This is a genomic window from uncultured Rhodoblastus sp., from assembly GCF_903903185.1.
In the GTDB taxonomy this organism is placed as follows: domain Bacteria; phylum Pseudomonadota; class Alphaproteobacteria; order Rhizobiales; family Beijerinckiaceae; genus Rhodoblastus.
The window spans coordinates 16,051-30,393 of record NZ_CAIUXT010000072.1; the positions used below are offsets into that span (position 1 = coordinate 16,051).

15 protein-coding genes are annotated in these 14,343 nt (G+C 62.8%); 6 read left to right on the plus strand and 9 right to left on the minus strand.

What is annotated here, in order from left to right; genetic code table 11:
- Positions 1–32 precede the first annotated feature (32 nt).
- From QZY01_RS06615 to QZY01_RS06645, 7 genes are all read right to left on the minus strand, one after another.
- Positions 33–1,088, minus strand: coding sequence for a ferritin-like protein (locus QZY01_RS06615; protein ID WP_294534905.1), 1,056 nt, complete (start codon positions 1,086–1,088; stop codon positions 33–35).
- A gap of 42 nt (positions 1,089–1,130) precedes the next feature.
- Complete coding sequence (locus tag QZY01_RS06620) at positions 1,131–2,987, minus strand: GMC family oxidoreductase (RefSeq protein ID WP_294534906.1); 1,857 nt, start codon at positions 2,985–2,987, stop codon at positions 1,131–1,133.
- Between the two features lie 68 nt (positions 2,988–3,055).
- Complete coding sequence (locus QZY01_RS06625; RefSeq protein ID WP_294534909.1) at positions 3,056–4,852, minus strand: GMC family oxidoreductase; 1,797 nt, start codon at positions 4,850–4,852, stop codon at positions 3,056–3,058.
- A complete protein-coding gene (locus QZY01_RS06630) occupies positions 4,849–5,316 on the minus strand; it encodes a hypothetical protein (RefSeq protein WP_294534911.1) in 468 nt (155 codons plus the stop codon). The genes QZY01_RS06625 and QZY01_RS06630 overlap by 4 nt, the downstream gene beginning before the upstream one ends.
- Complete coding sequence (locus tag QZY01_RS06635) at positions 5,313–5,699, minus strand: hypothetical protein (RefSeq protein WP_294534914.1); 387 nt, start codon at positions 5,697–5,699, stop codon at positions 5,313–5,315. Before QZY01_RS06635 ends, QZY01_RS06630 begins: the two co-directional genes overlap by 4 nt.
- Before the next feature lie 73 nt (positions 5,700–5,772).
- The gene (locus QZY01_RS06640; protein ID WP_294534916.1) at positions 5,773–6,213 is read right to left on the minus strand and encodes a lipocalin-like domain-containing protein; all 441 of its coding nucleotides are present in this window, start codon (positions 6,211–6,213) and stop codon (positions 5,773–5,775) included.
- Between the two features lie 399 nt (positions 6,214–6,612).
- Entirely contained in the window at positions 6,613–7,074 is a 462-nt protein-coding gene (locus QZY01_RS06645; RefSeq protein ID WP_294534919.1) for an antibiotic biosynthesis monooxygenase, read from the minus strand.
- On the opposite strand from QZY01_RS06645, the gene QZY01_RS06650 reads away from it, so the two are divergent.
- A complete protein-coding gene (locus tag QZY01_RS06650) occupies positions 7,073–7,291 on the plus strand; it encodes a hypothetical protein (RefSeq protein ID WP_294534922.1) in 219 nt (72 codons plus the stop codon). The two genes, QZY01_RS06645 and QZY01_RS06650, sit on opposite strands and share 2 nt — an antisense overlap.
- Before the next feature lie 539 nt (positions 7,292–7,830).
- Here QZY01_RS06650 and pyk read toward each other — a convergent pair.
- Positions 7,831–9,252, minus strand: a complete 1,422-nt coding sequence (pyk, locus tag QZY01_RS06655; RefSeq protein ID WP_294534924.1) for a pyruvate kinase — start codon at positions 9,250–9,252, stop codon at positions 7,831–7,833.
- Between pyk and QZY01_RS06660 the strand changes: the two genes are divergently transcribed.
- The 5 genes from QZY01_RS06660 to QZY01_RS06680 all read left to right on the plus strand — a co-directional run bounded on the left by QZY01_RS06660 (position 9,251) and on the right by QZY01_RS06680 (position 13,095).
- Positions 9,251–9,436: a hypothetical protein gene (locus QZY01_RS06660; RefSeq protein WP_294534927.1), complete on the plus strand. Its 186-nt coding sequence runs from the start codon at positions 9,251–9,253 to the stop codon at positions 9,434–9,436. The genes pyk and QZY01_RS06660 overlap by 2 nt on opposite strands.
- Positions 9,437–9,722: 286 nt before the next feature.
- Entirely contained in the window at positions 9,723–10,421 is a 699-nt protein-coding gene (locus tag QZY01_RS06665; RefSeq protein ID WP_294534929.1) for an AEC family transporter, read from the plus strand.
- Positions 10,422–10,607, plus strand: coding sequence for a hypothetical protein (locus QZY01_RS06670; RefSeq protein WP_294534932.1), 186 nt, complete (start codon positions 10,422–10,424; stop codon positions 10,605–10,607).
- A 99-nt stretch (positions 10,608–10,706) separates the two neighbouring features.
- The gene (locus QZY01_RS06675) at positions 10,707–12,143 is read left to right on the plus strand and encodes an aldehyde dehydrogenase family protein (RefSeq protein ID WP_294534935.1); all 1,437 of its coding nucleotides are present in this window, start codon (positions 10,707–10,709) and stop codon (positions 12,141–12,143) included.
- Between the two features lie 115 nt (positions 12,144–12,258).
- The gene (locus QZY01_RS06680; protein ID WP_294534937.1) at positions 12,259–13,095 is read left to right on the plus strand and encodes a hypothetical protein; all 837 of its coding nucleotides are present in this window, start codon (positions 12,259–12,261) and stop codon (positions 13,093–13,095) included.
- Between the two features lie 14 nt (positions 13,096–13,109).
- Here QZY01_RS06680 and QZY01_RS06685 read toward each other — a convergent pair whose 3' ends face one another.
- Complete coding sequence (locus tag QZY01_RS06685) at positions 13,110–14,249, minus strand: PA0069 family radical SAM protein (RefSeq protein ID WP_294534940.1); 1,140 nt, start codon at positions 14,247–14,249, stop codon at positions 13,110–13,112.
- Between the last annotated feature and the right edge of the window lie 94 nt (positions 14,250–14,343).

Consider the following 14,343-nt stretch of genomic DNA (forward strand, 5'->3'; position numbering starts at 1 on the left):
GGACCAATTCTCCTGTTCAAGGGGCCTCGTTTTTAGATTTCGTAGGTCGGGGCCGCATTGCCATTCCCGCCCGGCAGCGGATTGCAGATCAGTTGCTGGATCAGGTTTCGGAACTCGAACATGCGCGGCACGGCGTCGAGCAGCACCTGCGGCTCGCCGTTATAGGCGCGGGTCAGCAGGGCGAGGAACTGGCGGTAGGCGGAGTTGAAGGCGACGGCGGCGTCGTAAAGCTCCGAACCGGCGGGCAAGGCGGCGAGCTTGAGGTTGGTCGCAATCGGCCACACCGCGCTCCAGTCGGTGGTGAGCGCGGGGCCGGTCGGATTTTCAGGCGAATCGCCTTGCTGGTAATAGCGGTTTTTGTCGAGCTGCAAAAAGCGATAATAATGCGCGATCTCGCCGCTATCGCCGAAGATTGCCTGCGTCTTGCCCTCGCCCTGCTGGATGACGAGGTCGATGGCCTTGGCGGCGCTGGCGGGATCGACGATCGGCCACAGCTTCCCGCCGCCGGAATAATAATATTCGGAGGTCACCTGGCGCTTCGGATCGCCGGTAAAAATGGTTTCGCCTTTCGCCTTGGCCTGTTGGTCGAGATAGACGATGGCGTCGCGGATCGCGGCATAGAACTCGCCAATGCTGTAGTAGCGCAGCGTGGCGTCCTCGGGGAGTGTGCACAGATGCGTCGAATGATCGTCGGATTTGCGGACGACATGTCGGCTCTTGCCTGCCGGCGCCATGGCTGGCCGCTCGATCTTGAGGAAAGCCTTGAGGGTCTCCGGACTAAGAGGCCCGACCCCGACCGTGAAGTCGGTCTCGCCATCGGGCAGCGTCGCCGGATAGGAGGGCACGAAACCTTTCACGGTCAGGTCGGGCTTGCCCCCTATGGCGTTGAGCAGGTTGGCGGAAATGGTCAGGTGCAGCATTTCCTCGACCACGATTACGCGCAGGATTTGCGTGGCGTCGGTGTTGGCGCCCGGCCGGATCGAATAGAGCGCGGTGAGATAGGGCGGGATGGTCGCGTGCTCGAGTTGTATCGCCTTGGCCAGCTGGCTACGCAATACTTCGATCGAAGTTATGTCGGGGGAAGCCATCGTATTCTCCGTCACATTCCGTTGAGCCGGGCGGGCGCGTTTTCAGTGGTTGAGCGTCGCGATGATTTTCCGCGCGCTGCGGTAGGCGATCGCCGCCATGGTGAGCGAGACATTGGCGGTGCCGATGGTCGGCATGCTGCCGGCGCCCACCAGATAGAGATTGTCATGGTCCCAGCTGCGCTGATCGGCGTCGACCACGGAAGTTGATGGGTCGGACCCCATGATATGCGTGCCGGCGAGGTGATTGCCGCCACGGATCTCGTAGGGGTCGCCCTGATAGGCGATGAAACCATAGTTCGACGGATCGTAATGCGTGTGATCCTCCGCCCCGAGCCGCGCGAACAAGGTCTTGGCGAACTGCCGCGCATAGGCGGCCCCGCGCATCGAATATTCGGGCACGGCGAAGGAAACGACCGGGCGCATGTTGTCGAGCGGGTCTTTGTAGGTCGGATCGACGGTGACGCGATTGCTCTCGCTCGGCATCACTTCAATCATGAAGGCCAGCAGCAATTGACGCGACACCCTGTCGATGATCGCGTTGCGCAGATCGCGTCCGAACTTGTTGCCGTCATCGACCAGTTCGACCAGATCGGTGGAGGGCGAACCGGTGGCCCAGCCCCAGCCGTCATTGTGGATATCGACGGCGAAAGCGGCCTGGCTGCGGCGGAAGGAGCCGCCGCGCAAATCGACGATGCCGCTGGTGCAGCTGGTGCCGCGCGTCGTGCCGCAGATCTGCGGCATCAGCGCCCAGTTGAGCAGATAGGCGTGGTCCATAAGGTTGCGGCCCACAAGTCCGCTTTTGCTGCGCAGGCCGGAGGCCAGCAGCAACCGCGGCGTTTCGATCGCATTGGCGGCAATGACGTAAAGCCTGGCGCGGAGTGTGACCGTCTTGTAGGCGGGCGATGACACATGGTGATAGACTTTGGTCTCAATGCCGGTCACGCGGCCGCTGGCGTCGTCGATGATCACTTTCGAGGCCACCGCCTGCGACAGCAAATCGACCCGCCCGGTTTCAAAGGCCTTGGCCAGCGTCTTGCCCGAATGGTACTTGGCCTGCACCGGGCAAATCGGCACGCAATTGGTGTTGCCCTGGCAGCGGCCTCCGATGTCGATCTGATGCGAGGCGACCGCGCTTGTCGGCTCGAAGCCCTTGCCCCCGTCATAGGCGGGATTGGGGATGCCGTTGCGCGCCTGCGGAAAGGGCCGCACCTTCAGCGCGTAGCGCTCGCCGTATAATTCGACCTGCGAATTGTCGATGCCCTGCGCCACCTGCTCGTCGAGCCAGGAGGGCGGCAGGCCGCGCATCGGAAAGACGTAGGAATCGCGAAATTTGAGGTCGAGATATTTTTGATCCTCGACATCGGCGGATACACCCATCTCGCGCTCCGCCGTCTCGTAATCGGTCTCAATATCCTCGTAGCCGATCGGCCAGTCCCTGCCCTGGCCGAACACGGTCTGGGTCTTGAAATCCTGCGGCAACATCCGTGGCGTCTTGGCTTCCCAGTGGATGCTGGTGCCGCCGAAAACCCTAGTATAGACCGTATCGCTGACATAGGGGCCGGATTGGACGATGTAGGAAGAACTATTGGTCTCGAGCGGGTCGAGCTTGCGCAATTCGGAACCGCGCGGCGTCGCGGCGTTGGGATTTATTGGGAAGGGCGACTGGTTGTCCTTGGCGCTCTGCCCGTAAAAATGATTGAGATATTCCGTGTAGCCCTCATAGGTGCGATCGGTTTCGGGGGCCGCCTCCACGATCAGCACGCGCTTTCCCGCCTGCGCCAGCTCATTGGCGATGATCGCCCCGGAAATGCCCGAGCCGACGACAATCGCGTCATAGTCGCTGTCGCTTTGCAAAGCAGCGAGGTCGGGCCGGTTGGGATTTTTGACGAATGGCGACACGTTCGTTTCCTTCTACCAGAATGCGAATGAGCTCCTGGGCGCTTCGGTCGGCTTGCAACGGAAGCCGTTCAGCCGCCGTCGTGCAGTTTGGCGATGATATGGTCGGCGGTGCGCAGCGCCAGCGCCGCGAGGGTCAGCGTCGGGTTCGAAGTGCCCATGGTCGCGAAACTGCCCGACCCCAACAGGAACAGGTTGGGGTGATCCCACGAGCGCTGGAATTCGTCGACCACGGAGTTCGAACGGTCGCTGCCCATGGCGTGCGTGCCCGCGAAATGTCCCATGCCGTGGTAGTGGACCTCCTCGCCATCATAAATGGCCGTCGGGAACCGCAATTCGGCGGTGGAGCGGGAGCAGTCCTTGATACCCGCCTGGCGAAAAATCCGGGCGGCGACCTTGCGCGCCGCCGCCATGCCCTCGAACGTATAATCGGCGATCCGGTAATCGATGACCGGGCGCGGATTTCCGAACTTGTCGCGATAGGCGGGATCGATGGTCACGCGATTATCCGGATCGGGCAATTGCTCGACCGCGAGCGACATGCGGACCTGCCGCGACAGTTGGTCCGCCAGCTGGGTTCGTAATTGCCGGCCGAACAGTTTCTGGTTGGTCACGGCGTCGATGACCGTCGCATCGGGGGCGCCGGTGGCAGCGCGCCAGCCGTCGTTGCCGATGTCGAAGCGGAAGGCGGCATGGCGGGCGCGGAATCCCCCGGCGCGAAAATCCTCGATGCCCGACGAGGATTGCGGTCCGCGAAAGGCGCCGACATTGAACGGCGCCAGTCCCCAGGCATAGAGAGCGGGATGATCCATCAGCCCCCGGCCGACCTGACCTTCGCCGGATTGCGGCCCGGAAGCCAGAAGCAGCTTGGCGTTTTCGACGGCATGCGCGGCGAGAATGTAGACGCGGCCGGTCGCCACCTCCTCATTGAAGGATGTTGAACGCGGATCGTCGTACCGCTTGTAGCTGATGCCGCTGACCGCGCCGGTGACGCCGTCGAACAGGATTTGGCTCGCCACCGCCTGGCTGCGGAGGGTCAAATGGCGCCGGTCGGCCCGGGCGAAGGTCTTGTTGGCGTTGTATTTGGCCTGAACCGGACAGATCGGCGTACAGGCGGTATTGCCTTCGCAGCGCTCGCCGATGTAGGTCGAGCGCTCTTGGCCATCGGAACCTATATCGAGGGCTCCGATCGGCTGATAGTCGCCGCGCGGGATGGAATTGCGCGCCGCCGGATAGGAGCGCACCCGCACCGCCACGCGCTCTTCGCCCAGATCCACTTCGAGCGAATTGACCGCCGCGCCGAGCACCCGGTCCGAATAGCTGGGCGGGATGCGCCGCATCGGATAGTCATAACCCGCCGTAAAGGTCAAACCATGGTAGCGCTGCTCTTCGACGTCGGCCGAGACGCCGATCGCGTGCTCGGCCCGGTCGTACCAGGGGGCCAGCGCGGCATAGCCGATCGGCCAGTCGCGCCCTACTCCATGGCGCGCGCGAAGCTCGAAATCCTCGGGCAGCATGCGCAGTGAGACGCCTAGCCAGTGCAGAGTCGAACCGCCGAAGGTGCGCGTATAGGTGCTGCCATAAAGGTGTGGCCCGCGCTGGACGAAATAACCTTCCTGCTTGAAAAGATCGGCGCCATCGGGCTGCGGCGCGCCCTCGGCCGGCGGCCATGGCGTTTCCGCGCCCTTGGACGAGGCGGTGTAAAAGGTTTCCAGATGGGCGTTGTAGCTGGCGAGGTCGCGGGTCGTATCCGGCCCGGCCTCCAGCACAAGCACTTTCAGGCCGGACTTGGCGAACTGCCCGGCCGCCAGCGCTCCGGCCACGCCCGCGCCGACGATCACGACATCGAATTCGGCGGCCTCGCTCATGGCGTGTCCTCCCCTGCGGGCAGCAACGCCCAGGAACCATAGCCCTGCTGGCGGGCTCCGACGGGGTGCGCGCCGGCGATTTCCCATTGCAGGCCGGCTTGATAGGCGGCAGACGAAATCACATGATTCGTGTCCCCCGCCGATGATCCGAAACTGGCGCGCCAGGCGGGCGGCAGCTGGCTCCACGCGCCGCGATACCAGAGCAAGATCAGGTTGCGCGCCACGGCCCCGAGTCGCGGATCGGCCAAAATCCCGGACTCCAGCGCCGGCTCCAGTGCATCGCCGGCCGGCAGGGCGGCGAATTGCGAGAACAGGTCGTCGATAATGGGCCACGGCACGATGGCCTCCACCGCCGCCAGATAGGCCTCGGCCTGCCCCGTGCCGCGCAGTCGAAACGCCTTCACCCCGGTGAGCGCGGCCGAGAGCGCGACAAAGAGTTCGAGACGGTCATTGGGCGCGCTCATTTCGCACGCGCCCGCAAGGCGGAAAGAAACGAGGCATAGCTCCACGACGGATTGTAGACGCTCTTTTCATAGCGGCCCGTTCCGTCGAACTGTCCGTTCGGCTCGGAGCGGACGCCGTCGAAGATGATGGCGCGCAACATGGCGTCGGCGGCGTTGCGCAACACGACCGCCGCATCTCCCGGCGCGGTCGCGGGCAAAGAAGGCGCGGCGAAGCAACAGCCGGGGCGAGAAAAATCGCCGGTCGTTGGGCAGGGATCCTCGCTAATGACACCCGCCGTGGTCCAGATGCGCCTCATGAACATCAGCATGGAGGGGGCGAGACTGGAAAGATCAGGCTGCTCATAGGGGGCGACCTCATGGGCCCGCGCAGCTTCGGAACCCAAGTTTGCGCCAAGCCCTTTAAATTGCTCAGGGACCATTGAAGCCTCTCGAATGAGTATGCGCGGAGTTTTGGTTTCAGGCGGACGGTATTGCGGCCGCGGGACGTTCCCAGTACATTTCATTGACGACCGACACACCGTCGATGATCGCCGGATCGGTGCGCAAGACCAGCTGCCCATTTTCGAATGCATAGCCCCGGGACGTCAGCTTTGCCGACCAGTTCGGATAAAGGCTCGCCTCGATATCGTGCTCGACCTTGTCGCCGACCACCTTGAACGTGCCGAAATAAGCAAGACAAGTCGAATAGGCTTGCGCCCGCTCGTCAATACTTCCCCCGATTGGGTCTGTACTTTTTATCAACGGGCGATCCTTGGCAAGCATCTGAACGATCATCGCGCCACCTGGAAGATAAACCAGCAGGCCAACAGGATTTTCGCCAAGAGGATGAACCGTTTTGCCGTCGTTTCCGACGCGCCGCCAATCAACCAAAGACCACATGCCCAATAAAGAGTGCATAGATCCCCCTCCCCGTGAGGTAACAATTTAGGGCTAATACTAAATATTGAACCGGCAATTAGCCAGTTTATATTCTTTTGCAGTTTATTAGTGTTTTTTCTCCCCACCTTATTTTATATTTGGAAAAAATTAACACAATGCGACGGTATCGTCAATTGCATTTTGACCTAAGGTTCCACCCTGTCATAGGAAATTCGACTGATTGACACGAGGTTGAAGAAAATCGCCGCCGGCCTGCGGATCGGATATTTCGGCAATTCACTGTTTTGGCGAACGTTACAGGTCACGCGTCGACACCGGCGCGCGGCGGCGGCTGAAACGGCTTCCAGGAATTGGAAGGCAACACAAGTATTGAAGGCGCCAAATGAGCGCCCTGTGCGAAGCGGCCGGGGATGGCGTTCACGCCCGATCTCCGGCGCCGGACCTGGACGTCGCGCCCGAATGGCCCCTTACCTCACCCGCAGCGCGATCCGGCGCGGCGGTGACCCCGGGACGCGAAAACCCCGCCCGGGCCGTCATGAACTCGACGGTGGTGTAAGGTCGCCCGTTGGAGGCCACGAACAGCGATCCGTAAGTCTTCAGGAACCATTGGAAAACCTCGCCGTTGACGTGGTTCAGGAAAGCCTGCGCATCCCGGTAGACTTCATAGAACTCGACCGACAGGGGGCCAACCGGCGGCAGGCTTTGCAGGCGCCAATGGTCGATCAGGGGCGCATGGACCAGATAGGTCAAAGTGTCGGGTTCGTTGACGAAAACCGCCTCGGCCAGTTCCAGCAGGGCGGCCCAGCCCGCCTCCTCGGCGCCAGGACGCAAAAACCAGCGGGAAACCAGGCTCACGTTTCCGTTGGAGGCCAGATTCATGGATTGGCTCCGGCTATCCAACGACGGCGCGCCGCAGCAAATTCGCAACATGCGCGACAAGCGGCTGCGTCTGGCAATTGCGGAATTCGAGACCTCTCCTGCATTTCCTGCCCCCAGCCATGACGATAGCATTCGCAGCAAATTCTGTTATTTAATGTGCAAACAGGAGAGTAAACTCAATTACAAACCACTACAAAATTTTTTCTACTACATTTAAAATTATTTTTCAGACCTTGCCCTAATCTTTTGATTCGTACCACTGACTTAATTATATTATCCTTGCCTTAAATTGATAAAGGCGCCCACAGTCCTTTGTCAAGCTCAGGATCGTTCTTTAGCCGCCGGCTTCACGAAAATTTTATCGGAACCGAAAAATATCAATACAATTATGTGCGGGTTACAACCTTGGAGTTGTCGGGCCTTCGAAGCAATTTCCGTTCTGTTCTCGCGTTCCTTGAACATTATGACTAGGCCGTGACGGCCGAAGGCGCGCACTTGTTCATGCGTCCGATGACGGCCCGGCCTTTTACCATCGGCCCTTGAAAAGGACCGACGATATTTCGCCGGCCGCGGCCGGACGCGCGCCCGAGCGGCGCGCGGCGCCCGTCGCCCAAGCAAAGCTTTCTGTCTTGCCGCATATTCCTGTCCCGATCGGCGCCTTGTGCGCCGCTTTCATCGGCGCCGCTCCTTGATGGCTGCCCCCGCGCAAATAAATCGGCGAAGGACGCAGTGGCGCCTCACGCCCGGACCCGGCCGTCAGCCCCGGCCGATCTCGACCACGCGCAAGTTGTTGGTTGTTCCGGCGCGGCCAAACGGGATGCCGAACACGACGACAACGTTGTCGCCGACTTGCGCGAAGGCTTCGCTTCGCGCGATCTCCGCTGCATGGGAGATCATTTCGTCGTAGTCGAGGGCCGCGGCCGAATGAACGCTATGAACGCCCCACAGCAACCGCAGGCGACGCGCGATGGCGGCGCTCGGGGCGATGGCCAGGATCGGCAGCATCGGGCGTTTGCGGGCGATGCGCGCCGCCGTCGTGCCGGAAGAGGTGAAGGCGACGATCACCGGAGCGCCAATGGCTCCGGCCACGTCGGCGGCGGCGGCGGCGACGGCGTGCGGCGGCGTCTCTTCCGTTTCCGGCTGGGTCGCGTGGATAATCGAGGTGTAAAGCTTGTGGCCTTCGGTCGCGCGAATGATGTTGTCCATCATCCGCACGGTCTCTACAGGATAGTCGCCGGTCGCCGATTCCGCCGACAGCATCACCGCGTCGGCGCCATCGTAGATCGCCGTGGCCACATCCGAGGCTTCCGCTCGCGTCGGCGTTGGCGAGGACACCATCGAATCGAGCATCTGGGTGGCGACGATCACCGGCTTGACCGCCAGACGCGCGGCGCGAACGATTTCCTTCTGGCGGCCCGGGACGTCCTCATGCGGGATCTCGACGCCCAGATCGCCGCGCGCCACCATGATGGCGTCCGACAGCAGGATAATGTCTTCGATATGGTCGAGCGCCGTGGGTTTCTCGATCTTGGAGACGAGGCCCGCCCGGTTGCCGATCAGCGCCTTGGCTTCGATCACGTCCGCGGGCTTCTGGACGAAGGAAAGCGCCACCCAGTCCATGCCGAGTTCGAGGCCGAAGGCGAGGTCCGCCCGATCCTTCGCGGTCAGCGGCGACAGGTTCAAAATCGTATTGGGCAGATTGACCCCCTTGCGATCGGAGATCACGCCGCCATAAATCACCTCGGCGTCGATGGTGTCGTCGGTCATGCCGGTGACGCGGACCCGCACGCGGCCGTCGTCGATCAGCAGGTCATGTCCGGGCATGACGGCGGCGAAAATCTCGGGATGACGCAACGGGATCGACATGGCGTCGCCGTCGCCGCCTTGCAGTGCGAATCGCACCTTTTCGCCCGCCGCGACCACGATTTTGCCGTCGCGAATCGCGCCGACGCGAATCTTTGGGCCTTGCAGGTCCTGGAGAATGCCGATCGGCATGCGGACTTCCTCCTCAAGGGCGCGAATGGCCGCATGGACGCGGGCATGATCGGCATGGGTCCCATGGCTGAAGTTCAGGCGGAATGTGTCCACTCCCGCGACAAACAGGGCTTTCAACTGGGCGGGCGCGGCGCTTGCCGGCCCGACGGTGGCGACAATCTTGGCTCGGCGGTGTCGACGCATGGCGGAAATTTCCTTCTGTCTGGCGCAAAGGGAGGCAGATATTGCTTATCGAAACGGGGGCGCATTCGGAGCAGAGCCGTTCGCCGAAAACACTCTCGGCTTTTTTTATGCAATTTCCGCACGCGAAGCGGCCTCCGTTTCGCTTAAAAATGCTTCAGGCAGAAAAACCCCACGGATTCCTTAAAAAAATTTCCAAGGGAAATTGGCTTTCGTCAGTCGCCGAAGGCCGATACGCCAAGATGGCAGCAAGAAGGCCGCAAAGGAGGTCCCATCGCAACGAACGAGGAATCGACTGGCCGACGCCGCCCGGAAGCCGCATCATGGGCTCCGCGAAGCCATCAAGGCGCGCGCTCATTGGCTTCGGGGAATGGCGCCGGAACGAGCATGGCGCGCCCGACTGGCGGAGACAGGGCGTTTGCGCCAGACGGGCGCATCGCGAACAGGCGTTCGGCCGCAGCCGGGATAAATCAATGGAAATGATTTCGGGCCTTGCCGCCGTTGTCGCCCCCGTGTTTCTGCTGTCGGCGGCAGGCTATATCTGGGAGAAAAGGGGCTATTCCTTCGACCAGATGCTGGTGACCGATCTCGTGTCGCTGATCGCTGCGCCATGTCTGGTGTTCTCGACCTTCACCAGCGCCCGGATTTCCTTCGCCGAGACCGGCCTGATGGTCGAGGCGACGCTGGCCTGCCTGGGCCTTTTCGCCCTCGTCGCCGGGCTCGGCCTTTGGCTGACCGGGCTGTCGCTCCGGGTCTACCTGCCGTCGTTGATTTTCCCCAATATCGGCAATCTCGGGCTTCCTGTCTGCAAGTTCGCCTTCGGCGACCGGGGTCTGGCTTTGGCGATGGTTTATTTCGCGGTGACCAGCATCGGCCAGTTCACCCTTGGGCCCGCCATTGCCTCGGGCCGCTTCGAACCGGGCGCGATGGCGCGCACGCCGCTGATCTATGCGGTGGCGGTCGCCGTGGCTTTGTCCGGTTTCGACGTCGCCATTCCCCGCTGGATCGCCAATACCGCCGAACTGGCCGGAGGGATGGCGGTTCCGCTGATGCTGATGGCGCTGGGCGTCGCTCTCGCGAAAATCAAGGCGACAAGTCTGGGGCGTTCGACGACCATGGCGTTGGTTCGGCTGGGGCTCGGGACCGCCGGCGGCTGGGCGGTCGCCGCCTGATTGTTCGAACACGACAACGTGGCGCGCGGCGTCGTGATCATGCAAAGCACCATGCCCGTGGCGGTGTTCAATTATCTGTTCGCGCTGATGTATCGCAATCGGCCGGAGGAGGTCGCGGGCATGGTGCTGACATCGACTCTCTTCGCCATGCTGTGGCTGCCGCTGTTGGTGGCCGTCCTGACCTGAGGTTTGGCCGGACTGGCCGTTGTTCCCGAATCGTGGCGCAGATGGAAAATCGCCACCTTCGACGACAGGTTTGCCAGACGGGAGGAGGTATGCATTAACTTGATTTCAGGGGTGCAATCGGGGTTTTTGTCGATGCGGGACGAGGAACGGGCAAGGCTTTTCGTCGAGAGGGCCCGCGCGGCCCAGGGCGCCTTTGCTCAGGCAAGCCAGGAAACCGTCGACCTCGCCGTAACGGCCGCCGGCTGGGCGGTCATGGAGCCGCGCCGCAACCGGGCGCTTGCCGAGCAGGCGGTGCGAGACACCGGTCTCGGGTCGGTCGAGGACAAGGTCCTCAAGAACCACCGCAAGACGCTGGGGCTGCTTCGCGATCTGCAAGGCGCGCGCTCGGTCGGCGTGCTGCGCGAAGACCCCGCCGCCGGAGTCACCGAAATCGCCCGGCCGGTCGGCGTGGTGGCGGCGATCACGCCCTCGACCCATCCCGTGGCCGCGCCGATCAACAACATCATCAACGCCCTGAAGGGGCGCAACGCCATCGTGCTGGCGCCGTCGCCAAGGGGCGCCGGCGTTTGCGCCAGCTTGCTGGGCTATGTGCACGACGAACTGGCGAAAGTCGGTCTGCCGAAGGATCTGGCGCAGGCATTGCCGTCGCCGGCGTCGAAAGCGCTGACAGCGGAATTGATGCGTCTGGCCGATCTGGTGGTGGCCACCGGCTCGCAGGCCAATGTCCGCGCGGCCTATTCCAGCGGCACGCCCGCCCTTGGCGTCGGTCTGGGCAATGTCGCGGCGATTGTCACGCCCAACGCCGACTTTCGCGCCGCCGCCGCCCGCATCGCCGCCTCCAAGACCTTCGACTACGCCACCAGCTGTTCCTCGGAAAACAGCCTGGTGGTGATCGGCGACGCATGGGGGCCGCTGCTTGCCGCTCTGGAGGCGGAGGGCGGCGTGCTGGCGACGCCCGACGAGCGGCGGCGGCTCGAAGCCGCGATGTTCCCTTCCGGCGCGCTGTCGCCCGCCGTCCTCGCGCAATCCGCCCCGCGACTGGCGCAGCTGGCAGGACTAAGTCGCGACAGTTACGCTGACTGCCGTTTCATCATGGCGCAGGAAAACGTCTCGAACATCGGTTCGCGTCACCCGCTGTCCGGCGAGAAGCTTTCGCCGGCGCTGACCGTCTATCGGGTCGGCGATTTCGACGCCGCGATAGATCAGGTGCGGGCGATCTACGATTACCAGGGCAAGGGCCATTCGGTCGGGGTCCATGGCGCGAGCCCGCATGAAATCATGCGTCTTGGCGAGGAATTGCCGGTGGGCCGCGTGATCGTCGATCAGGTCCACAGCCTCGCCGTCAGCGGGTCTTTTGAAAACGGCCTGCCGTTCTCGATGTCGATCGGCTGCGGCACCTGGGGCGGAAACGGATTTTCCGACAACCTCAACTACCGCCACTTCCTCAACATCACCCGGATCGTGCGCCCGATCCCACCGCGAGAGCCCCGGGTCGAGGATATTTACGACGACTATTGGCGGCGTTACGGGAAGTGACGCAAAGGTTTGGTCGTCATGATTTCAGGTTCCGGGCGTTAATGAAGCCTTTACCTTGTTGGAACAAAGCTGGCCTTGTCCAAAGGCTTCGGACTCCCGTGAACGATCCGGTCCCATGAGTTATCTTTATCCGCCTCCCGGCGATGCGCCTGTCGTGGTCATGAAGGACGTCGGCGGCTATGTCGATCAATATGGCGCCCAGACGGAGCGCTATTTGGCGAGCAACCGCGAGGTACGGCTGCACGAATGCCGCTCCGCCTGCACGCTGGCGCTGAGCCTGCCCAATGTCTGCGTCTATCCGTCCAGCATCCTGAAATTCCACAAGGCCTATAATCCGGTCACCAAAAACGCCAATGAGGAAATTTCCGAGGCGATGATGGCGGCCTATCCGCCCGCCGTGCGCCAGCGACTCGGGGAACTGACGCGTCAATACAAGGTGCTGACCGGCTCGGAGCTGATCCGGCTCGGCATTCGCGATTGCGACGCGCCGCGCGAGCCGCGCATTCTGATCGCCCGCGCGAAGCGTCAGGAAAACCCGCCGCAAAACCCGGTCTCCAACGCATTTGAAGGCCTTGTAGCCGCTTTGGCGCCGCAGCCGGCGCCGGGCGCGGGAACGCCGGTGAAAATCCAGACCGTCCGGGCGCAGTTCGGACTCCCCGCTGGCACGGCGACGCCGCCTGCCGGGCCAGCGACGTCGCCGACATTGCCGGCCGAGGCCAATGGGGCCAATCCGGCGGAAAGCCCGACGCCGCCGCCGCGCCCGGCCGAACTGGCGGTCGCGAGCGCCACCGCCGTCGCGCCTGCGACGCCGCAACCGCGCCCCGACCTGATCGCCGCTGTGGCGCCCAAGGCGCCCTACTCCAATTGGGGCCGCCCGATCAGGGGCGCGGCGCCCATTCTCGTCTCGGCGCGCTTTGCGCCCTTCCCCTATCGCCTCGCCAGCCGGAACTGAGTTTTGGCTTTCCTTCAAAACAGGCTCAACTGCACGCCGCCGCCGGCCGGCCTCGCGAACAGGTCGGTTCGCAGCCGGGTCTTGTGCTTGTTAAAGCCGATCTTTTCGCAGGCCAGTTCGAAACGCCGCCCGATCATCCAGGCATAGGGGCCGGTTCCGGTCATGCGCTTGCCCCAGGCGGCGTCATAGATCTTGCCCTCGCGGGTCGAGCGCAGCAGCGCCATCACCTTGCGATATTTGCCGGGATGGTGTTCGAGCAGCCAGCCGGCGAAAATATCCTGCGTCTCCAAAGGCAGGCGCAACAGGATATAGAAGGCCTCGCTGGCGCCCAGCGCATGGGCGCGCGTCAAAATGGTCTCGATCTCGTGATCGTTGACGCCGGGAATGACCGGCGCGACCATCACCGCCGCCGGAATCCCCGCCAGGCTGAGCTTTTCGATGGCGTCGAGCCGGCGCTGCGGCGTCGAGGCGCGCGGCTCCATCGCCCGCGCCAGATCGCGGTCGAGCGTCGTCACCGACAGCGCCACTTTCGCCAGCCCCCTCGCCGCCATCGGGCCGAGAATGTCGAGATCGCGCAGCACCAGAGCCGATTTGGTGACGATGGCGACCGGATGATTGGCCTGCGCCAGCATTTCGAGGATCGAGCGCATGACGCGATGCTCGCGTTCGATTGGTTGATAGGGATCGGTATTGGTCCCGATGGCGATGGTTTTCGGCTGGTAGCCGGGCGCGGAAAATTCGCGGCGCAGGATTTCCGCCGCATTGTCCTTGACGAACAGCCGGCTTTCGAAATCCAGCCCCGGCGACAGGCCGAGAAAAGCGTGGGTCGGGCGGGCGAAACAATAGACGCAGCCATGTTCGCAGCCGCGATAGGGATTGATCGAACGGTCGAAGGCGAGGTCGGGCGACTCGTTGCGGGTGATGATTTTCTTGGGCTTTTCGTGAGCGACCTCGGTGACGAAAGCCGGCAACTCGTCGAGCGAGCCCCAGCCGTCGTCGAGATCGACGCGCGCCACAGGTTCAAAGCGCCCGCTGGCGTTGGCGTTCGCCGTGCGGCCACGCCGCCGCTTTGGCGCAATCTTTTCGCCGCCCGCCGAAGCCGGGCCGGGCGCCGCGTCAGGAATCGTCACATCGACGCATAAAGCCGGGATCATCGCCGCCTCGCGGAAACAACAGGATGTGTTAGAACAAATAAAGAACATTAACCTTTTGTCAAGCCTCTTTGCGGCGCGGCGCGAAAGGGCTTAA